Raw genomic sequence first — 21,081 nt, forward strand, 5'->3', positions numbered from 1 at the left:
CTGCTCTTGCGCTGTATTACTGGACGGTGACGACTTCCTTCGCCTCCAGGTCTGGCTTGCCATTCACGTTGGCGACCTGATAGACCGTGAAGATCTTATTGGTCGTGTCACCGTTCTGATCGAAGGAAATCTTGCCAGTGATACCGTTATACGTAATCGTCTTCAGAGCGTCGATGACCGCTTGGCGGAAGACCTGAGCCTGTGCCGCGTCGCTTGAATCCTTGGGCGTGTGAGTCTTGGTCAGGGCCGTCTTGATGGCCTGAATCAGGATATTCATGGCATCGTAGGCGGCAGCGCTATAAGGACCCACATCGCCATACTTCGCTGTATAGTCCTTGATGAACTGCTGTGCGGCGGGGATCTTCGACACATCGGGAGCGGCCACTGTCATGTAGGCCTTACCGCCCGAATCGACGATCTGCTTGTAGAAATCCGAGCTACCAGTCAGACCATCGCCGCCCGCGAAGACTGCGTTCTTCAGCGCGGGGATAGTCATCATCTGCTGCTGGATCAACTGCCCTCCGGTCGAGTAGTTGCCACCGAAGTAGATCACGTCGGGCTTGGAGGCTGCTGCTGCCGTCAGCAGATTCAAATAGGAAGTAGTACTCTTGACGCTGTGGCTCTTGCCATCGACCACCGTGCCACCCAGCTTTGTCCACTCCTGGACAAAGTACTTAGCCAGGCCGGCGCCGTAGGTCTCCGTATCGTCGATGACGTAAGCTGTGCGCAGATGCAGCGTATTATACAGGTAGTCCGCCATTGCGGGCCCCTGATGGTCATCGGTAGCCGCGACGCGGAAGTAGGTCACCTTGCCTGTGGGGCGCAGCTTGGGAACCAGGTCATTTGCTCCGGTGCAGCCCACGTCGGCCCCTTCCTTAGTCAGGCAGGGGTTGGTATTCGCCGGGCTGATCATTGCCAGCGGGGCCTGATTAGCGATCGGCATCTCCGCCTGGGCCACATTACTGTTGAGTGGGCCAACCACGCCTGCCACCAGAGCATCGCCGACCAGGGCCTTCATGTTATTCGCGCCTTTCGTCGGATCGTGGACGCCCGAGGCACCAACATCGTCCTGGGGATCGAACTGCAGTGTATAGCCGGGGATCACATGGTTAGCATTGGCCTCATCAACGGCCAGGTGCGCTCCGTTCTCGGTCGATTTTCCAATACCAGCGTCCGCGCCGCTGACTGGAAAATCAGTGGCGACCTTGATGATGGTGGACCCCTGTGTTGTGCTGGTGCTTGTGCCTGTTGTCGTGCCGGCTCCGCAGGCTACCAGCATTACTACAAGCAGAGGTATACCCATCGTCATCGCCATGAAGCGTAACCAGTTTCTCTTCATGTGAAGAACAGCCTCCTTCGCAAATACCAGGTCTGCACCGCGCAAAGCGGGTGAAAGCAGGGCGGTGAGCGCAACTTTTTGGGGAGCGCACAAATTCACCCCCTACGAGTCATTACGCTATGATCCTGGTAAAACCTCACACGGCCTTGCTTTCACCGTCCCACCATCCTTCTGCTGACGTGACCTGGATTTGCCACCAGCAGGATATGTGGCTTGCAAGATCAACCAGGCTGGTAGATGGGCTGATTATAAAGACCCCCGGTTTTCTCTGTCAATACCTTCTTTATGCTTCTCTTCTGGAACTTCTGTTTCACCCTGCTCTATCCTTCCCCAGCGCGCTTCGCTTGGCCAGGTTGATCAGCGGCACCTTCCCGGCGTGCTGCTCTCCGCCCGCTCGGGAACAGAACGACTCGCCTTGAGCGAGCCTTCCCATCGCCTTTGCTGGCCCCTCGGGTGTATACTTAAAGGAGGATCGGCGATTGCTTCCTGGGCAACGGGGGCCAGACAGACACAACCGTACCCGGAGACAGTCCACCGGAATCTCATTCTAAGGAGGGAGCAGTGGAACATCAAGCTATCAAAAACAGCGTTGGGATTTGGGCCTTTGGTCCCAACGTCACGCGCTTTGTCCCGCCTGGCTACCATCCCGAGGTGGCTAATGAGGACATGGTCACGCGCACGAAGCGCGTGGTTGATGGACTGGCCGATCTGGTCGATGGCCTCGAGTACCATTATCCCGGCGAGATCAATGAGGACACCGTCGAGGCTATCAAGGCCGCTCTGGGCCCGATGGATATCTATTGCATCGCCGCCGGCCTCCACACTGACCCCACCTACAAACTCGGTGCTTTCATTAATCCCGACCCGGCCCTGCGTCGTCGCGGCATCGAAACCCTCAAGCGGGGTGTCGATCTGGCCGCCGCCCTGGGCGCCAATTTCATTATCTGGCCCGGGGCCGAGGGCTATAACTATAACTTTCAGCGCGACTACGCCCACACCTGGAATCTCTTTGTCGAAGGGGTGGCCGAAGTTGTCGCTCATGCCGCTTCCAAGGGCGTCAAAGTCTTCTTGGAGCATAAGAATAGTGAACCAGCTATGAATATCCTGATGCGCAATATCGCTGCCTGCCTCTATACTATCGAGCGCATCGGGCGCCTGGGCGTCGATACTTCGCGGCTGCTGGTCAATATGGACTGGCAGCACCTGATCATGAACGGGGAAAACCTGGCGGAGTACGCTGCCCTCCTGCATGCTGAGGGGCGTCTGGGCCATCAGCATGCCAACTCTGGCTGGGGCACCTTTGACGACGATAATATGGTCGGCGCTTCTTTCTTTATGCAGACCCTGGAGCTGGCCATGACGCTGCAGGATGTTGGCTATGGCCAGCATGGCGAGCGCATTGGCTATGATCTCTACCCCTATACCGAGGACCAGATCGCAGCGGTGCGTCGCTCAGTCCTGCAGTGGACCTTTATCGATGACCTGGCTCGCAAGATCGATCGCCAGGCTCTCGCCGAGGCGCGGGCGCGGGCCGACGCTGTCGAGGGCTATCGCATCGTCTACGAGACGCTGGGTCTTGATCAGGCCTATATCGATGGCATTATTCAGCAGCGTAAGAAGCGCTGAGGAGTACGAAATAGGCTGAAGCGCGACGGCAGAGGGGGTCTTCGTCTTGTTGCCCGTGCGGGGCAAGCCAGTCGTCAGGCAAGACGCGGGCCTACTTGCGTCTGATTGCCTGGCATGGGAGGCAGTCCCCGCTATGGCCAGCAGGCGCATGACCCCACTCTGCTGATCTGTTTTTCCAGGATGCATGCCAATGGAAGCGCTACTTGGTATTGATCTGGGCACCACTGGCGTGAAAGCAGCTATCTTTGCTGCAGTGGATGGCCGTCCTCTGGCCTCGGCTTTTGTGGACTATCCACTCTTTCATCCGCGTCCCGGTTGGGCCGAGCAGAATCCGGCTGACTGGTGGCAGGCAACGGTAAAAGCGATTCGCTCCTGTCTGGAGCAGGGGGCCAGGGTTGGGGTTCAACCCTCAGCAGTGCGGGGGATCGGCCTCTCTGGCCAGATGCATGGCATCGTGCTGTTAGATGAAGCGGCCCAGGTGATTCGCCCTTGTATCATCTGGGCGGATCAGCGCAGCGAGCCGCAGTGTCGCTGGATGACCGAGCAGGTGGGGGCTGCACGGCTGATCGAGCTGGTCTCTAATCCGGCGCTGCCGGGTTTCTCTGCGCCCAAGATTCTCTGGGTGCGCGAGCATGAGCCGGAGCTGTTTGCGCGCGTTCGGACCGTGCTGCTGCCCAAGGACTATATCCGTTATCGCCTGACTGGAACAATGGCGATGGAGATCTCCGATGCTGCCGGGACCTGTCTGCTGAATGTAGCTGAGGGCAGCTGGTCGAGCGCCGTGTTGGAGGCTATTGGGCTTGACCCTGCTCTGCTGCCGCCGGTGGTGCCAGCGGATGCCGTCGCCGGTACGATTACGGAGGAAGTGGCTGCTCTCACGGGTCTGCCCGCTGGTACTCCAGTGGCTGGCGGGGGAGCCGATAATGCCTGTGGGGCGGTAGGTAATGGCGTCGTGCGGCCTGGCCTTGCCCTGGTCTCGATCGGCACCAGTGGGGTGGTGCTAGCCCATGCTGAGGCCCCTCATGTCGATCGCTCAGGTCCGACACCTCGCATTCACACCTTTAATCATGCCGTGCCGCGAGCCTGGTATCTGATGGGGGTAACACAGGGAGCAGGCCTCTCGTTGCGCTGGGTGCGCGACTATCTGGGACTGCCTGAGCGTGCTCTGGAGCGTTGGACTGATCTGGATGCCTATGAGCTGCTCACACGCGAAGCGGAGGGCGCTCCGCCTGGCTGCGCGGGGCTACTTTTCCTGCCCTATTTGCAAGGGGAGCGCACGCCGCATCTGGATGCCTATGCCCGTGGCGGTTGGATCGGTCTGACTGCCGCTCATGATCGCCGCCATCTTATTCGAGCCGTCCTGGAGGGTGTGGCCTTTAGTCTCAAGGACTGCTTCACCATTATTACCGCTCAGGGATTGCAGCTAGAGCAGGTGCGTGCCACGGGCGGCGGAGCCAAGAGTCCTCTCTGGCGGCAAATCATTGCCGATATACTGGGTGTAGAGCTGGCCGTGACCAATGCCAGCGAGGGGCCTGCCTTTGGAGCGGCCTTGCTGGCGGGAGTGGCGGCTGGCCTCTATCCCTCGGTTGAGGCGGCCTGTGAGGCCACTGTCAGAGTGGTCGAAAGCACGGCGCCGCGGCCCGAGCTGGTCACACTCTATGCTCGCTTCTATGAGCAATATCGCGCTCTCTATCCTGCTCTCAGGACCGTCTTTCACGCCCTGGCTGGTCTCAGCTAGGTCCTGCCTCCTGCCCTCCTAGCTCCCGCTCGAAGGCAGGCTGAAACGGTCAGGCTGGCTGTTGGAGCAAGCACACAGGGAGCAAAAGAGAGAAGCGCGCCGGTGTCGAGGTCGGCAGCCGTGCCGTGACTGCCCTCTGGTTAAGTTGCGCTAGGTTGACCAACACCTGTCTGGCGCGCTTCCCTCTCTTTGGCGCACTTAGCGCCTAGGGCTGATGAGGCGGGCAAGCTGCCCCAGCAGGGCACAGAGTGCTGCTATCAGCAGCAAAGCAGTGATTCCGATGAAGATGTACCACTCGCCGCTGGCGTCAAGCAGGACATAGGCCACAGGTAAGAGCAGCAGACTGCTCAATGCCAACTCCAGGCAGAAGCGTGCCAGGCTGGACAAGGAGAGGCCCCGATCAACAAAGCTGTCGATCGCCAGTCCCATAAACATGAGTGCGGCTAAGGTAAAGGCAAACAGTGGGATAAGCGTCAAGTTATCCAGCATGCTTCTGTTCCCACCTCCTCCCGATCCTGTTCAGGCGCAGGCAGCAGTATGCAGCGACTGCACTTACAGTGTAGCCGATCGGTGGTCTACCCGGCAACAATAAGACGGCGTAAGCTGTCTGAGCCGGACCGTCGGCATGAGATAAGAAAAAAGAGCAACCGAGAGGGAACTAAGTAATGGTATGGTTTGATCAGCTGCTCACGCCGGAGCTACGGTCACTGCGTGAGCGCATTCTTCACCATCCCTTCTGGAGCGGCATTGAGACAGGTACGCTGGCCCGGGAGAGACTGGGTCTCTTTGCTCTGCAGGACTGGCTCATTGTCCGCGATGCCTATCGTCTTGATGGTCTGGCCATTGCGCGGGCCGCTCCCAATTTAGAGCTGCAGGAGATGCTCATCGATAAGCTGGCGGCCAAGAAAGGAGGTCCTGAGCTGCTGCTGCGCTTCGGAGCGGCGGTCGGCGTACCGCGAGCGGCCTTTGCCCAGGTTGAGCCATTAGCGGCCTGTCTGGCACTGCTCAATTTCTTTTACTGGATGGTAGAGACAGCTACCCCGGTGGAGTGGCTGGTGGCAGTGGGGGCCAGCGAGGAAGTCTTTGCCCGGCTTTGCCTTCGCGTCTACCCGGCGCTCATGCGCCATTACAACCTGGAAGCCTCCCAGGTAGCCTTTTTCAGTGCCCATCTGGCCATCAGTGAGCGCCTCACTCCCCTGGAGCGCTGGCTCAGCGAACGGCACTTCGAACCGGCAGAGCGCCAGCGCCTGACCCAGGTGATACGTCTCAGCCATCAGTACGAAATACAGTTCTACGATGCTGTACTCCAGGCGCCGCTTGCCTCCTCTTGATGCCTGCCGGCGAGCAGCAGCGCAGGCATCCCGGCGCCTGGAGCGGCTTCTCTCAGACCACGACAGGGGAAGGGTGACCTGGGCCAGTGGCCCAGCCCAGGAGAACCTCTCCGGCGGCGGCTGATTGAAAATGGGTAGAGAGCGCATGTTGTCTGGCTGAGCGAGAGCGAGCAGTGAACCGTGGCGCAGTGGCTTCCCGTAGGCTCGCCGTTGCCGGCTTCGTCAGGCATCCTTTATCGCCACCATCTGGAGCCACATGCGAGGAACCTCCTGCACGCCCAGCTCCTGACCAGCCTCATAGACGGCTACTGCCAGCGCCTGGGCCCCGATCGGCAGCGGTACACCGGGCAGAGCGCCCTCAATAAAGAGCCAGTACTGGCCCAGGTCCTTCCAGGCATCGAGCGAGATTGATACCTGTCTCTGTGTCATTTCCACGCGGCTGAAGCCCCCGTCGCGGAAAAGCGTGGCGTATTCCTCGGGAGAAAGCCACTGCATCGCCTGAGCCTTGGTCTCGCGCGAAGGACGAATATCGGGGTGAGTCTTGCGCAACCAACCCACAGCGCGGCGCGTCCACATCCGATAGAAGCGCTCGGTGCCTGCGACGTAGGTGCCTTCATAAAAGGCGCTGTTGCAGGCGAAGATACCGCCCGGGCGCAAAATAGCGGCGATCTGACGGAAAGCGGTCAGCTTGTCGGCGACCAGATGGATGGCGTTGCAGAAGAAAGCCATGTCAACATTCTGCACGATGCGTGGCAGGTCCTCGCTTTCGCCCTGGATGAACTCGGCCTGCATTCCCAGGGCCTCCATGCTTTTATGCGCGCGGCGTAGGGCCTCCGCGGAAGGGTCAACCCCGATGAGACGCGCCTGTCGTCCGCGGCGGGTCAGCTCTTCCGCGATCAGGCGTGTGACTGCGCCGGTGCCGCAGGCCATATCGACGATGGTCAAAGGCTGCTCACGGGGTTGCCCTTCCAAATGAGCCAGGGCCTGCTGCACGAGCGCGCGATTAATCTCCGTATAGAAGTGATGTGCGGCGAACGGTTCGAATGTGAACTGGTTGGTTTCCTCGGTTTCAATCAAGCCCATCAGTTGAGCCTCCTGAGCTGGTGTCGGTGTTATCGAATTAGAGCAAGTTCGCCCCAAAATTGTTTCAGGATCAGTCGCCCTGCGCCGAAAATCCTCCTGTCAAAAAAAGGGGAGCCGAGCAAGGCGGAAGGAAAGAAGAGCAGCAACAGAGGGAATGATCGAAACCGAGGAGCCAATAGAGAGGGAGGCCGGCTGATCAGATATGCATGGCCATGCCTCCGTCGACGCAGATCACCTGACCAGTGATATAGCCGGCCTCGGGCGAGCAGAGGAAGCAAATGGTAGCAGCGACCTCCTCGGGGGTCCCAAAGCGCCCAAGAGGAGTCAAGTCGAGCATCTGCTTACGCTGCTGCTCTGTCAGCTTGGAAGTCAGCTCCGTCGGGACAAAACCGGGTGCCACGGCGTTAGCTGTGATGTTACGGCTCGCCATCTCGCGAGCGGTGCTCAGCGTTAGCGCGATGAGGGCGGCCTTCGATGCGCTATAGTTAGCCTGGCCGGCATTGCCGAGAAGGCCGGCGACCGAAGTTACGTTGACAATCCGGCCCCAGCGCGCCTTCATCATCGAACGGAGGGCAGCGCGGGTGCAGAGAAAGGCTGAGCGAAGGTTAATATTCAAAATATCTTCGAAATCAGCGAGTGACATCTGTAGAATCAGCTTATCGCGCGTGGTTCCGGCATTATTCACCAAGACAGTAACCGGTCCCAACTCTCGGTTGATCTGCTCGAAGAGCCGGATGACATCTTCCTCCTGGCTCACATCGGCCTGAACCATGATAGCCCGCCTGCCGAGGGCTTCGATCTGGGCCCGTACCTCCTCGGCGGCTTCTGCGTGGCGATAATAGTTCACGGCGACATCAGCTCCCGCCTGAGCCAGACGCAGAGCCACTGCCCGCCCGATACCCTGGCTACTTCCAGTCACAAGCGCGATCTTGCCTTCCAGTGGCAGATGCTGTTCTCTGGCCATAAAACATCTACTCCTTGTCAAGTACCTTGGCGTCCCCGCCCGTTTGCCGCTCTAGTATAGCATATTTGTGCTGCCTGTGAAGTGTCGGAATGGCGGAGCCGTTCAGCTGACAAGGGCACCCCGCTCGCCCTCAGGCAGAGGCACATCACTCTCTCTATAGCGCTGTAGGGCGCTGCAGCGCGAAGGGAGCCTTGGTTTGTTTGGGGAAAGCCCAGTCTCTCCTGCCTCTTTACGAAGAGGCCTGCTCTCCAGGGGCTGGTGACTTCTGCTTGATCGCCCGCAGCTCCTGGGTGTCGACAATATGATCAGTCACCTGGGGATCGAGCAGGCTTTCGGCGCTGGTGCGCTCCGACTGAGGCAGAGGATCAACCAGGCGCTCGATGAAAGGTAGCGTATCCAGGGTAGGAACAGAGAAAGGTGTTTCCGGGACCTGCGGGAAGGTCGCGGAGGAAGCAGAGGCGGAAGGCTCCTCCTGCGCCTCGCTGCCGCTGATGGGCTGAGTCTCGTAAGCGGTATCAGGTACGCGGAAGGTGAATGGGGCGGCGTTGGCCGTCGATCCCTTGGCTTCTTGATTGTTCTCCCCCTCAGCTGCGCCTGTCTCTTCCTGGGAGAAGGAGCTGACGCGCTCAACGGCCTCCTTCCAGGCCCGTTCCCAGGTAGAAGCTGTCCAGGGGAGAGTAGTAGAGGCGGGAAACTCCTCCTGCTGCTCAAGGCTCTCGGAGGCGTAGAACGAGGTTTCCGCGCTCTCAACTGCAGTCACTCCATGCTCTTCATCAGCGCTGTCTGGCGGAGGGAAGCCCTGGGGTTCACTCTCAGCACTGGTGGTGAAATTCAGAGGTGCGCCTCCTGCCGAGGTTTCAAGGGCCTTCAGCCAGGCAGGGATCTCAGACTGCTGGCCGGCTGGTCGCTCTTCCATCATGTAGGCCAGGCTCTCAGGTGAAAAATAGTCCTCGTTGCTCTCCATTCGCTGGCCTGTCTCATCGGCTGCGGCGTCTGGCAAAGCAGCCGGGGCCGACGGCTCTTCCTGCTCCTCGTGGCCCGACAGAGAAGCTCCTGCCGAAGCTGATTCAGAGGCTGTGCTGGCTGTGAACAAGGGCGAAGAGGTCGACGGATTCGACGATTCCTGGTTGGCCGGGGAACCAGCCGTGGGCGGGATGACAGCGCTGGCAAAGGAAGAGGCGGCCTCTTCCACGCCTGGGGAGGCGCTAACGGAGCCGGAACGTGGGCTGTTGGTGCTGGTTGCCTTAGCTGGAAGGGTAGTCTCCGCTGCTGCAGAACCATCGTGACTCCGCGAGCGTGAGGCACTGCTACCCGTGCTAGGAGCCGGGCGTTCGGGGATAATACGTGTTGGACGGACAGCTGGCATGCGTGGCGAGGTTTCTTCTACTTCAAGCTCGCTGTGAATCTGTGAACCACGAATGGCCGAGCGCAGCTGCTCCTCTGTCACACTATAGACATTATCCAGACGAGCCCCTATCAGATTGGTCTGGTGCAGATCTGCGACCAGCAAGGTGGCCTCGCTCAAATTAGCCTCGCGCAGATCAGCGTACGAAAGATTGGCCCCTGTCAAATTAGCTCTCGTCAGATCGGCGCCAGCCAGGCAGGCGCGCGAGAGATCGGCCATCGAAAGATTGGCTCCGACCAGACGGGCCCCACGGAGATCGGCGCGTCCCAGATAACGATGGGAAAGGTCGCGCTGCGAAAGGTCGGCCTTATATAGATTTGCTGGCCGCCAATGGGCGGGCATGGCAGCCCCCTCCTCGGCAGCTTTCGAGAGAATGGGGGTCTCATCCACCCGCGGCAGGCGCGCCAGCTCCAGCTCCACCCCAAACTGGCTGATTGCCTGATTGAGGCGTTCCTCGTATGCCTTGCGCAACTGCTCAACCTGATTGGCCAGGCTCTGTTTCTGGGCTGCCATCTCGCGTTGCTGCTTCTGCTCCCAGACCTGGCGGCGAGCCTCCTCTGCCCGCTCCCAAGCTGCTTGCTGCTTGCGGACGCTTTCGATGAACAGGCGCTGAACACGCAAGCCGAGGAAAATTCCCAGGCCCCCTGCCAGCACGAAGATAATAACGCCCCCAATAATCAACGTTTCGACCATAGCACTAGACTCCTGGCTTGATCTCTCTTCTCCGCACTATTGTGAATGGTAGCAGCTCCTGTGTCCCTTATTATAAACAACTACGTACGTCCCGGTCTATTTTTGACTGTCGAACAGGACTTTTGCGAGGGATGGGCGGATAGCCAGAGGTCAACCGGTCACGGCGCCGATTCTCTCCAGCCTGCGGGAGGCCAGCTAGCATTGCTCGCATGGCCTGCTGAGGCGTAGCTCGGCACTGGCCTGACGAGCGGCGCGCAGGACCTGGGCGGTGAGCCATTCCCCGCGGCGGGAGAGCAGATCACTACGAAACGAGATAGCGATAGCTGCCATCACTCGGCCCTGGGCATCTCTGACAGGCGCTGCCAGGCAGGCAGTGTCGGCGTGTAGCTCCTCGCGATCAATACTGTAGCCCTGGTGGGCGATGGTGTGAAGCTCCTCGCAGAGAAGAGTACGTTCCACGATTGTCCGTTGAGTCAGGCGAATCAGAGTATGACGGGCCAGGTAGTCCTCGACGAAGGCTGGCGGACTATAGGCCAGAAGGACTTTGCCCAGGGCGTGGGCATGAGCGTGGCCGCGATAGCCAATGTAGATGCCTGGAATGCGTTCGGCGTGAGCTGGCTCGACGATGGCCTGCAGTTCCACCTCACCGTAGCGCCAGCCAGCCAGATAGGCTGGCTCCTGGCTGCGCTCGCTCAGACTGTGAAGGATGGGGCGCAGCCGTTGCGACAGCGAAGGCTGATGAGCTGGGACTCGCGCTACGGCTCGCCAGCTCTCCTGCGGGTCCGTCGCTGGCCAGTCGTAGGTGAGTGTGCGCAGGTAGGCGTCATTCAAGTACGGGATCTGTGGCCCGAGCACGTAGTGGCCACTGGGGAGGCGCTCGACGTAGCCAGCGGTCAGCAGCGTATTCAGACTGTGATAGCAGGTGCTGATATTAAGCTGTAGCAGTTTGCTCACGGCTCGGACGGTCAGTCCACCAGGAGTACGGGCGATCAGCTCAAGGATTGCAAGCACGCGCTGCGCCGAGCGTAGGATATCACGCTTAGACTCGGAAGGGGACGATGTCTGAATTTGATGGTGGGCGTGAGAGCGCTTGGCCATAACTCTATTGCTCCTTTGCACGGCTGGGCGTACGGGCTACGGTTGGCTTGCTTGGCTGTAGTGGCTACGCTTCTTCCTTAACGGATAGAGCAGGGTCTTCCTTACCTGGGATTATACTGAGCCGCGTCTTAGTGTCAAGCTAGTGTCAAGCAGATTGAGACAGTATTTCAAATAATGAAATTGCAATCTACACACTGATACCGTTTTGTGCTATGCTGGCAATGTAGGCAAGGTGGCTGGAACCGGCTCGACCTCAGCCCTGATTGGAGTCTGTGGCCGGGTCGAATCAGCCTGCGCAGGCATGGCCCCAAGTCGTACTGCCCAGCAAGCAAACAAGCAAAAAGGATTCGCCTGTTCTGAAGGAGTAGGGAGCGTAGTGCGTTTTGACTCCTGCGCTTGCTCGTAATCTACTGAGGGCCGGGGCTGGCTCTGAAGCTGGTCTCGACGAAGCGAGCTGCGGAGGAGCCACTGCCCGGGTCGCTGTTGACCTGCTGGACACAAAGGAGGCCAGCTAATGTTTCGTACCTCGACGGGCGAAGAGATCTTCATCATTGACGCCCACACTCACCTCTGGGACGCCAGTCCTGCCAACCAGCGCAACCAGTACGGGCGCGGCTGGATCGACTGCTTCTATGATTATCACCGCAACCTTTCCCCAGCTGAGTATGTCTGGCCGCTCAGCGACTTCGAGCGCTATAGCCCGGAGCGCATGGCCCAGGATGAATTTGTCAAAGGCTATGTTGATATGGCCATTCTCCAGCCCACCTACCTCACCGAGTTCTTCATCAATGGCTTCAACACCATTGAGCAAAACAGTGTCATGAAACAGCGCTATCCTGAGCGCTTTATCCTCAATGGCGCCTGGGATGCGCGCGATGGTGATGCGGGCCTGGAGTATCTACGGCGCCAGAAAGACGAATGGGATATCAAAGGAGTCAAACTCTACACCGCGGAGTGGCGTGGCGCCTCCAAGGGCTACAAGCTCTCCAGCCCCGAAGCCTATCGTTACCTGGAGGAATGTGCCAGGTTGGGAATCACTAATATCCACGTGCACAAAGGCCCGACCATTTATCCTCTCAATCGTGATGCCTTCGATGTCGCTGATGTCGACGATGCTGCCTCCCATTTCCCCGAGCTAAATTTCATCGTTGAGCATGTCGGCCTGCCGCGTCTGGAAGATTTCTGCTGGATTGCTGTTCAGGAGAAAAACGTCTACGCCGGTCTGGCGGTGGCCCTGCCTTTTATTTACCCGCGCCCGCGCTACTTCGCTGAGATCATGGCTAACCTGCTCTTTTGGGTCGGGCCGGATAAGATCCTCTTTGGCAGCGATTACGCCATCTGGGAGCCGCGCTGGCTAGTTGAGCGCTTCATGGCCTTCGAGTTGCCCCAGGATCTCAAGGACGAGTTCAAGGTTGATTTGACACTCGATGTGAAGCGCAAAATTATGGGTCTGAATGCGGCGCGTCTCTACGGAATTGACCCCGAGGAGCAGCTTAAGAAGCTACGTAACGACGAGCTAGCCCAACAGGCGTCCACTGTAGAAGGTATGAGCAGGCCCCAAACGAGCGAGGCCAGCAGCTCTGCTCGGGCTGAGACAGGAGCTTGAGCTATGCTGAGCGGCGGCCAGGCAGCTCAGCCGGCGGCCAGAGCCTGGCCTGATTGCCAGGAGCTGTCGCTATCCGTGCAGCTGCTGTCCCGGCTGCCGCTCTCCGAATGGATGGACTGTATCGATGGCGAGACAGGAGGAGAACGAACTATGCCCATCCAAGAAGCCGTGAGCGCTCCCCTCGTGAGGCCAGAGCAAGTCTGGGCGGCCATCGCCGATGTCCTTGATCCCGAGCTAGATACGCCCCTGGTACGCCTGGGGTTCGTCGACCGTGTCGAAATCAGCGGGACGAAGGTCGACATCTTTTTGAAGCTACCGACCTTCTGGTGTGCTCCCAACTTTGCTTATCTGATGGTCTCAGACCTGGCCGAGAGAGCGCGAACCGTGCCAGGGGTGAGCAGCGTTCAAGTGCATCTACTCGACCACTGTGAAGGAGAAACCATCTCAGAGGCAGTCAATAGTGGTCTCAGTTTTGCTGCAGCTTTTCCCAATGAGGTCACGACGGACAGCGACTTGCAGGAATTGCGGCGTACCTTCCTGCGCAAGGGTTTTCTGACGCGTCAGGATCTCCTACTGCGTCGTTTGCTGCAAGCTGGCCTGAGTGAAGACGTGCTGAGGACGCGGCGTCTGGAAGATCTCTCTTGGGATGAAGCGGCTGATGTGGCCTGCGTGTGTCTACCTGGAGCCACCTTGCAGTTATCGACGCTGGGCAGGGCAGCCCGGGCCTATGTCGAACGTGGGCAGGCCCTGGGATTGTTGGGGGCAGGCAGACCCCTCTTTGTCGACGAGCAAGGGGAGCCTATCCCTGCCGGTGATTTGCAGAGCTTTCTGCGCCGTCTGCGCTCTGTGCGCCTGAGCCTGCTCTTCAATACGGCTATGTGTAGCGCTCTCTTTCGCACTCGTTACCAGCACGCTGGCGCAGAGACAGCGCACAACGAAGAAGGAGAGAATCCCCTATGAAAGCCGTTCGTCTCCATGCCTACAATCAATCGCCAGTGGTTGAGGAGGTGCCTGAACCGAGTATCAGTGGCCCCTTCGATGTCATTGTGCGCATTGGAGGGGCTGGCCTCTGTCGCACTGATCTGCACATTGTCGAAGGGCAGTGGGCCGAGAAGTCGGGTGTAACGCTGCCGTATACGCTAGGGCACGAAAATGCTGGCTGGGTGCATGCCATCGGTTCAGCGGTCAGCAACGTTGCCATCGGCGATACGGTCATTGTGCATCCACTCATTACCTGTGGCTTCTGCCGGGCTTGTCGTGCCGGGAACGACATGCACTGTGCCAACTCAGCCTTCCCGGGGATTTCCACCGATGGTGGTATGGCCACTTTTCTAAAGACCACGGCGCGCGCGGTGGTCAAGCTTGATCCCTCTCTAGCTCCCAAGGACATCGCGGCCCTGGCCGATGCCGGCCTGACGGCCTACCACGCTGTTAAGAAGGCCGTGCCTCTGCTCTATCCTGGCACCAAGGCAGTGGTTATCGGAGCCGGTGGGTTGGGTCATATCGGCGTCCAGTGTCTCAAGGCTCTGACTCCCGCTGAAGTGATCGTTGTCGACAAGTCGGCGGAAGCTCTGGAGCTGGCGCGCGGCTGGGGAGCGGATCACACGGTGCTGGCCGATGGCAGTGAGGTGAGCAGGGTGCGCGAGATAACCGAAGGCCAGGGCGCCGAGGTGATCCTGGATTTCGTGGGCGAGGGCGGCGCTCTGGAAAGCGGGATTGCCATGCTGCGCCGCGCCGGCTACTACTACGTCATCGGCTACGGCGGTCGTCTGGTTGTGCCGACCATTGATATTATCTCGACCGAGATTAACTTTATCGGCAACCTGGTCGGAACCTACAACGATCTGGTCGAGCTGATGGCGCTGACAGCACAGGGGAAGGTCCGGCTGCATACGGCGGTCTATCCACTAGAGGCGGCCCTGGATGCCATTCACGACCTGGAGAGCGGGCGCCTGCACGGGCGCGGCATTCTGGTGCCTGAAGGCGCCTGAAGGGGAACCAGGCGCTGGCAAAGTGCCTGTGAGCAGGAGAGAGGGGACTGGTCATAGGCACCTGTGCTCACCACCCTGCAGGGGGACCAGTCTTTAACTGGCCCCCTCTCCTCTTCTTGACAAAGCAGGGTCGGGCTTCCTCCTCAGATGGGCGGGCTGCTGGCTGATATCTCAACTCATTCGCGCGAAGGGCAGAGCTGCTTTATAGCGCTATATCCGAGGTTGCTTCTGAGCAAGAGCATCTCTGTAAGACCTTGATTCTGTCAATATCCCATGATATAAACTAATATAGTTAGATCCAATTTAGCAGTTAGACTGGCTGCATTCATAAAGACTGGAGTCCCACCGCTTCGATCCCTACCATCACCGATTTGGCCAAAGGTCGTGTCAGATCGGCACGACGCAGACAGGCATAAAAAAGTATGATCTGGCCAGCGTACTCCACAGACCACACCGCATAGTGAGGCAGAGTAGAAGAATCCCGATCCTGGGAAAGGGTCGGGAGGTGCATCCCGCAGTCAACTTTACTCTCACTGTTGAAGCTGAAATTGACTATGTATTCTATAGGGATCAGTTTATCTGTGGTTATGGCGTAGGTCTGGCCTCCGCTGATCCTCTCTATGCCGAAGTTAGTGAGATGGGTGATCTTTATATTAACGGCAATCTGATTGATGGAACCGATACGGTAGGTATCGCTTTTACAGCGGATGAAACGGCGTGTTACGTGGGAGCCTCTGGCTCTTTCTGGGAGATGTACATCACTGGAGCTGCTGAGTGGCTTGCTGGGCCAGTGTTGTTCCAGGATGCTGATCTCTGGTCCTTCCAGCCTTAACACGAAGGGGTAGCTAGATCTGGTCAGGGGCTTTTTCCTTCTGCTCTGCTGATAGTTGGGAAGGGAGGGGGAAGGCAACATATCCCCACGAGGAAGGTGGAATCCTGCTACAACCTTCCTCCTCTCATGGGAAAGACAGAGAGTGAGCGACAGCGCTCGTGAGAGAGGTTGACCAACACTCTCCAGGAAAATGGCTGAGAGAAACCTGCTCATTGCGAGCGAGAAGGAGAGAATTACCATGTTCCTTCACATGAAGCCCTGGATTCAAGCACTGCTGCTGCTCTCTCCAAGGCGTCCCCCTGGCTTTGATCAACTGGCAGAAGAGTTGCGTTCCAGATTCGGGGGAGAGCAGGCGCGCTCCTGGAGCGAGGATGTCCTGGGGGACATTCCGATTGGAGAGCAAGAGATCCCGAAGCCTCCTCAAAATCAGCCCTCCTGGCATATCCGAAGAATTGGAAAAAGGGCCTCAGTGACTCTCAGTGAGGGGCGATCAGTCAGAGATACTATCCAGGATGAGCCGTTCTGGCCGGGCCTGCTGCAGCCGCAGGTAAGCCTGCTCCTGTCCCTTGGCAACGGTGTAGTGGTGGCCCGTCTTCCCCAGCTCATTCCCTTCATCATCTACTGTGTTGTCTGTGGAGAAGGGAATCCCGAGCTGTCGTTTGAAATTAGCGGTCCGTATGACCAGGCTACGCCGGCCCGCTCTGTCCTGCGTTCCGCTCCCCGGAGCTTGCAGATGCGCCCTTTGAGCCTTTTTTTGGCCAACATGTGACGACCTATCCGCCTGGCAAGGCCGTCGTGCGGGAAGCCGTGCAACCTGTCTTTGAAGCTGAAGGATTACATCTTGTGGTAGCCAGATTGAACGGCCTTGAAGCCGGGCGTCTCCCCCTGATGGTAAAGGTAGCCGCCCAGGAACAAACCTCTGTCTTCTAGTATTCGGGCTAGTTTGGCTGGAGTGGAGCACGGAAAGCACGCTCTGGTGACGCTGGGCTTTCGAAGGCGCGGAACGTCTGCCAGATGCCACCTGAAAGCCGGCTCATGGCCTTAGCCAGGCGGCACAGTGTAGCCACTTTCAGATCAGAAGAGAGGAGAGCGGCCAGGGAGCAGCCCGCACTGACAGGGCGGCTGCTGGCGACCGCTCCCTTTCCTCTGTCTAACAAAGCGGGGTCGGAGCCTGTCCTCTGCCGCGTTAGCTATTGGTTGGCACTGGGAGCGGCCTCGTCGGTCACTAGTTCGCCGGAGACACTCCCAAGAGTCGAGCGCTGCTGCTCAAAGCGTCCCCACAGATAGAAGATAACAGCCACCACCAAGACAATCGCGATCGGCAGCAGCTGAGTCAACTCATAGGTCAAGCGACTGATCTGGTAGCCGCTGACCGTTTCGTCCGTAGGGACCAATGTAAAATAGGCTGTCAGCAGCACTGACGCCAGAGCCAGCAGAGTTACGATCCAGGGACCGACCATGCCCCCGGGCACCCGATAAGGGCGCTCCACCTCTGGATACTTGTAACGCAAGACAATGTAGGAGATGAAGATAAACGCATAGGAGAGAGCCGTTGTCGAAATTGTGAAGCCCAGTACCAGTGAGAACAGTGTTGACAGCTCGCCGGAGCCGAAAGCAGTCACCAGAATCGCTGCCACCATCGCCACTGTTGCCACCGTACCCGAAAGCAAGTTCGTGGCCAGTGGGGTACCGAAGCGAGCGCTGAAGCGTCCCAGAATCAGCGGGGCGGCCCCGTCGAGAGCCGTCACCGCATAGGTGCGATCGGCCCCCATCAGCCAGGTACCGCCGGCGCTGGCCAAAGTCAGAATCAGAGCCAGGGCGATCAACCAGCCGAGGGCCGTCGCCACTGGAGTGGGCAAAACACTCGCCACCGCCTGGTAGGCATCGAGGAAGCCCCCAACGTTGGAGAGCTGATTTTTCGGCAGCGCTAACAGAATCACCAGAATCGGGATCGCATAGGCCAACACCCCGATCACACCGGCGCGTAGCAGTGAGCGAGGGACATCGCGCTGAGGCTCAAACATCTCCTCTCCCGCTCCGTTCTGCAGCTCAAAGCCGGCCCAATTGAAGACCAGCACCGGAATAATGCTACTGAAAATGAGCCCCAGATTCGTGGTCGGCAGCAGGTCCCCCCAGCTCAAGTGAGCGCCGCTTGCCTTACCCCCGAAGAAGAAAGCCAAAGCCAGAATCACAAACAGCCCCAGCAGGGAGAGCTTCAAAATAATCCCGATCGTCGAGAACCACTTCCCGATGCGCAGAGAGACGATTGCGCTCCAGGTCGTGAACCAGATAAAGATCAGAGCGATCAATATCTCAACGATTGCATCGCTAACTTTACTTCCACCGAAGAGCACATCGCTGTTCCCGAACCAGAACGTCTTCAAAGCGGCGATAGTGGTCACAGCCAGGGTCCCGCCGACCCAGAGTGGATTAGACACCCAATAGAAGATCGAAGCAATGGCTGCAAAGAAGCGCCCGCCGGCCAGCTTGCACCAGACGTAGATGCCACCCTCCTCCGGGAAGGTGCTGCCCAGCTCGGCCGTCAGCAGGCCATATGGAATCAGAAACGTAAGAGCTGTAATCAGCAACCAGGGGAACACCTGGCCTCCCTGGGAAGAGACGGCCCCCAGCGTATCGATATTGATCATGGCTGTCAAGGTAAAACAGACCATGAAGAAGAGCGACAGCTCCTTGCGCAGCTTACGCTTCTCTTTCTGGGCTGCCTCGCTCAACATGAGCGGTTGCTGCTCTAACATCGCAAGCCTCCTTAAGATTGATCTTGTACGGTATCATCAGCCGAACCTGGACAGATAGTCAAGGAAAGCAGGGAGGGCAAGCTGTCCGCTCACTATGGGATGGGCACTTGCTTCCCCATGAGCAGCCTGTCTTCCTTCTCTTTCATGGATTACAAACCGGCCTGCCCCCGCCAGCGCTCCCAGCTGGCTTCACTGCGGGCCACCATACTGCCCAGCAATCCCAGGGTAAGACAGGCGAGTGTTGTGCCGCCGACTGCCAGCCACCAGGCCGTGGGAGTCAGCAGATCAGGAATCCAGGAATTCAGCAACGTATCCACACTTGCCAGCAGGCAGGAGAGGGTTCCCAACAGGGCAAGCACCCAGAACACAGGTAAAGGGAGAATCCGGTACTTCTGGAAGAGCGCTGGCTGACGCCGTGCAGCCACGAGAACGTCGATAAAGAGAAAAGGGATCGAAGTGAGCCAGACCAGCGTGAGCGCGGCCAGGGAGACCGTGAAAATGATCGTCGACAAGTCGGCAGGCTGACCAATGGGGAAAAGGTAGGGAAGGGCGAAATAGCTAAGGGCGGTAAAAACCAGAGCCACTGCCGACTGGAAGTAAATGGCGTTGGCTGGAGCGCGTACGCGATTCAGCTTGGCCAGGCTTGTCGGCAGGTGCCCATCGATGGCTGCGACCAGCAACAAACGCGCAAAGGTGTAATTGTAAATCAACGGGGCGATTACGAAGAAGCAGAGCAGGCAGACTGCCGTCACGTTGCCTGCGATTCGTCCCAGTGCCTGATCAACCAGGCTGATAAAGACAACAGGATCAGAGGCTCCCTGTGGGCCACGAACCACAAGCACGGCAAAGGTGGTCACAAGGTAGCTGGCAAAAACGAGCAGGCTGCCCCAGCGCAGATGGGAGCGAATCACTTGCCTGCGCTGCTCAGGGCGGATTTCACTGGCCATCGCCAGAGGGACCTCAGTGCCCAGGTAAGATTGGATGAGAAAGCCGAAGAGCACAAAGTTGGCTGGTCCTGGTTGCCAGTCGTCCAGATGACTGAAGCTGGTGGCTGGTGCGTGACCGGTGAAGAGCCAGGCGAAAGTTGCCACAGTGATCAGGAGCACTGCCAGCAGAAGCAAGCCTACTGTGACATTCAGCACTCCTTGTAACACGCGCAGTGGCTGCACAGTCAGGACAGTGCTCAGGAGAATAAGAATGGCTAGCACCACTCCCTGTTGCCAGGGGGCGGTCAGCCAACCATCGTGCAAACCTTGGAGATAAGTAATGGCTGTGCCGAAGCCGCTGACGAGGGCTAGAATGCCTGGAAGCCAGGCACAGAAGGCAGCAAAGAAACCCCAGAAGGTTCCCAGAGTACGATAGGTCCAGTTGTAGAGAGCGCCCTCGTGGGGAAACAACAGGCCCAGCTGCGCCGTGCTCAAGACACAGGGAAGAAAGAAGGCTACTCCGCAGATCAGCCAGTAGAGGAGGGAAACTACGCCAGCGGCAGCCGCTGTGGCACTGTTCGTTAAGTAGAAGATGGCTGCAAAGAAGATAGCTGTCATGTCCAACTTGCTGAGGACAGGAGGCATCACCCGTTCCACGTAGTGCTCGGAAGGTAGTGCGCTTCCTGATGGTGGATGTGTTGCTAGCTGGGCAGCAGAACTCTCCACTTCCATAAGGTCCCTTTCTTTCTTTCTTTCTTTTGTCGTTGCCTCCTGGCAGGGAGAGCCTAAGGCAGAGCTTTTAATAAAAGTCTACCTTTTTATACTAAAATGTCAATGCTTTAGGGTATCTTATCCCATTCACTCAAGATAGATTGCATAGAGATGGTAAAGTTCAGAACTACAGGAAGCTAGGAGGCTCCTCCTTGCTAGGCGGGCAACTCCGGGCCTGTGAGCAGCTGTGATTCTTAGGAATCAGAGCGGCATTGCTGGGCTACCAGCCAGCAAGTATCTAGAGAAAAAAAGGGGCCACTAGAAACCCAGAGCGTTGCTCACGCGTCTACTCTAGTGAACTTAGTTTCAGTTTCATAGGGCACGGAAGCACTGATAGAGAAGAGTAATCCGCCAAGGAAGTTTCTGTTCTAACGCGAGGTATGTCTATCTTTCTGTTTATCCTGCTCAGTCTGCTCGTATATATTGCTGCATTGGTGACCCTTGTCAGGGCCACAGCGCGCTTGCGCTACTATCGTTTCGATGAGGCCGGCTTTCTGGGCATGGCGGCCCTTGATATCGTCGCGGGTATTCTCCTTTTCTCGGCGGTCGCGACGCCGCTGGTTCTGCTGACCGGCAGTACTGTTGAGAACGTCGAGGGCCGTGTGCTGGCCTTTCTTCTCCTGCTAGGCATTATCCTCGTGACTGGGGCCACGGCCTGGCGGAGCCTAAGCTGGAGCCCAAGCTCTCAGACTCTCTCGCGTCTACTGGGGGGGATCTACTGCCTGCTCCTGGCTCTCGCAGCTCTTGTCTGTATGGTCCTTATCTTCTTGCCGGGTCGTTAGCCTACCTGATGCCCTTGGGCGACGCTCATCCAAGATGCTGCTGGACAGATCTCCAGGCGGGCGAGGGGGAAGAGAAGCCTGGCTCCCCCTCGTACCGCCGGACCTCCTCTGAGAGAGGCCGGGTCTTTGTCTCCTTGCAA

At 58.3% G+C, this 21,081-nt stretch carries 17 protein-coding genes; 8 read left to right on the forward strand and 9 right to left on the reverse strand.

Going from position 1 to position 21,081, the window contains the following annotated elements; translation table 11 throughout:
• Positions 1 to 16: 16 nt before the first annotated feature.
• Positions 17 to 1,339 carry a branched-chain amino acid ABC transporter substrate-binding protein gene (locus tag KTAU_RS19520; protein ID WP_151729946.1) on the reverse strand — a complete coding sequence of 441 codons (1,323 nt, stop codon included), beginning with the start codon at positions 1,337 to 1,339 and terminating at the stop codon, positions 17 to 19.
• Between the two features lie 561 nt (positions 1,340 to 1,900).
• Between KTAU_RS19520 and KTAU_RS19525 the strand changes: the two genes are divergently transcribed.
• A complete protein-coding gene (locus tag KTAU_RS19525; RefSeq protein ID WP_228026546.1) occupies positions 1,901 to 2,965 on the forward strand; it encodes a sugar phosphate isomerase/epimerase family protein in 1,065 nt (354 codons plus the stop codon).
• 190 nt (positions 2,966 to 3,155) lie between these two features.
• Positions 3,156 to 4,703 carry a xylulokinase gene (gene xylB, locus KTAU_RS19530; protein ID WP_151729947.1) on the forward strand — a complete coding sequence of 516 codons (1,548 nt, stop codon included), beginning with the start codon at positions 3,156 to 3,158 and terminating at the stop codon, positions 4,701 to 4,703.
• A 198-nt stretch (positions 4,704 to 4,901) separates the two neighbouring features.
• On the opposite strand, the gene KTAU_RS19535 is transcribed toward xylB, so the two are convergent.
• Positions 4,902 to 5,192, reverse strand: a complete 291-nt coding sequence (locus KTAU_RS19535; protein WP_151729948.1) for a hypothetical protein — start codon at positions 5,190 to 5,192, stop codon at positions 4,902 to 4,904.
• A gap of 176 nt (positions 5,193 to 5,368) precedes the next feature.
• On the opposite strand from KTAU_RS19535, the gene KTAU_RS19540 reads away from it, so the two are divergent.
• Positions 5,369 to 6,034: a thiaminase II/PqqC family protein gene (locus KTAU_RS19540; RefSeq protein WP_151729949.1), complete on the forward strand. Its 666-nt coding sequence runs from the start codon at positions 5,369 to 5,371 to the stop codon at positions 6,032 to 6,034.
• Between the two features lie 222 nt (positions 6,035 to 6,256).
• On the opposite strand, the gene KTAU_RS19545 is transcribed toward KTAU_RS19540, so the two are convergent.
• The 4 genes from KTAU_RS19545 to KTAU_RS19560 form a co-directional block, all read right to left on the reverse strand.
• Positions 6,257 to 7,117, reverse strand: a complete 861-nt coding sequence (locus tag KTAU_RS19545; protein WP_112426897.1) for a class I SAM-dependent methyltransferase — start codon at positions 7,115 to 7,117, stop codon at positions 6,257 to 6,259.
• A gap of 196 nt (positions 7,118 to 7,313) precedes the next feature.
• Positions 7,314 to 8,081, reverse strand: coding sequence for a 3-oxoacyl-[acyl-carrier-protein] reductase (gene fabG / locus KTAU_RS19550; RefSeq protein WP_151729950.1), 768 nt, complete (start codon positions 8,079 to 8,081; stop codon positions 7,314 to 7,316).
• Between the two features lie 229 nt (positions 8,082 to 8,310).
• Positions 8,311 to 10,179, reverse strand: a complete 1,869-nt coding sequence (locus tag KTAU_RS22240; protein WP_174844079.1) for a pentapeptide repeat-containing protein — start codon at positions 10,177 to 10,179, stop codon at positions 8,311 to 8,313.
• 195 nt (positions 10,180 to 10,374) lie between these two features.
• Positions 10,375 to 11,277, reverse strand: coding sequence for an IclR family transcriptional regulator (locus tag KTAU_RS19560; RefSeq protein WP_151729951.1), 903 nt, complete (start codon positions 11,275 to 11,277; stop codon positions 10,375 to 10,377).
• A 514-nt stretch (positions 11,278 to 11,791) separates the two neighbouring features.
• Between KTAU_RS19560 and KTAU_RS19565 the strand changes: the two genes are divergently transcribed.
• From KTAU_RS19565 to KTAU_RS19575, 3 genes are all read left to right on the forward strand, one after another.
• Positions 11,792 to 12,883 carry an amidohydrolase family protein gene (locus tag KTAU_RS19565; RefSeq protein WP_151729952.1) on the forward strand — a complete coding sequence of 364 codons (1,092 nt, stop codon included), beginning with the start codon at positions 11,792 to 11,794 and terminating at the stop codon, positions 12,881 to 12,883.
• 150 nt (positions 12,884 to 13,033) lie between these two features.
• A complete protein-coding gene (locus tag KTAU_RS19570) occupies positions 13,034 to 13,843 on the forward strand; it encodes an iron-sulfur cluster assembly protein (RefSeq protein WP_170293445.1) in 810 nt (269 codons plus the stop codon).
• Positions 13,840 to 14,874, forward strand: coding sequence for an NAD(P)-dependent alcohol dehydrogenase (locus KTAU_RS19575; protein WP_151729954.1), 1,035 nt, complete (start codon positions 13,840 to 13,842; stop codon positions 14,872 to 14,874). The genes KTAU_RS19570 and KTAU_RS19575 overlap by 4 nt, the downstream gene beginning before the upstream one ends.
• A 325-nt stretch (positions 14,875 to 15,199) precedes the next feature.
• Here KTAU_RS19575 and KTAU_RS19580 read toward each other — a convergent pair whose 3' ends face one another.
• The gene (locus tag KTAU_RS19580) at positions 15,200 to 15,946 is read right to left on the reverse strand and encodes a hypothetical protein (protein ID WP_151729955.1); all 747 of its coding nucleotides are present in this window, start codon (positions 15,944 to 15,946) and stop codon (positions 15,200 to 15,202) included.
• Between KTAU_RS19580 and KTAU_RS19585 the strand changes: the two genes are divergently transcribed.
• Entirely contained in the window at positions 15,945 to 16,475 is a 531-nt protein-coding gene (locus KTAU_RS19585; RefSeq protein ID WP_151729956.1) for a hypothetical protein, read from the forward strand. The two genes, KTAU_RS19580 and KTAU_RS19585, sit on opposite strands and share 2 nt — an antisense overlap.
• A 421-nt stretch (positions 16,476 to 16,896) precedes the next feature.
• On the opposite strand, the gene KTAU_RS19590 is transcribed toward KTAU_RS19585, so the two are convergent.
• Both KTAU_RS19590 and KTAU_RS19595 read right to left on the reverse strand, forming a co-directional pair.
• The gene (locus KTAU_RS19590) at positions 16,897 to 18,462 is read right to left on the reverse strand and encodes an APC family permease (protein ID WP_151729957.1); all 1,566 of its coding nucleotides are present in this window, start codon (positions 18,460 to 18,462) and stop codon (positions 16,897 to 16,899) included.
• Positions 18,463 to 18,611: 149 nt separating this feature from the next.
• Complete coding sequence (locus tag KTAU_RS19595) at positions 18,612 to 20,120, reverse strand: APC family permease (protein ID WP_151729958.1); 1,509 nt, start codon at positions 20,118 to 20,120, stop codon at positions 18,612 to 18,614.
• Between the two features lie 419 nt (positions 20,121 to 20,539).
• Here KTAU_RS19595 and KTAU_RS19600 point away from each other — a divergent pair, with 419 nt between their 5' ends.
• Positions 20,540 to 20,941 (forward strand): hypothetical protein, encoded by a 402-nt coding sequence (locus KTAU_RS19600; protein ID WP_151729959.1) that lies wholly within the window; start codon positions 20,540 to 20,542, stop codon positions 20,939 to 20,941.
• Positions 20,942 to 21,081: the final 140 nt, after the last annotated feature.

This window comes from Thermogemmatispora aurantia, from assembly GCF_008974285.1.
GTDB lineage: Bacteria > Chloroflexota > Ktedonobacteria > Ktedonobacterales > Ktedonobacteraceae > Thermogemmatispora > Thermogemmatispora aurantia.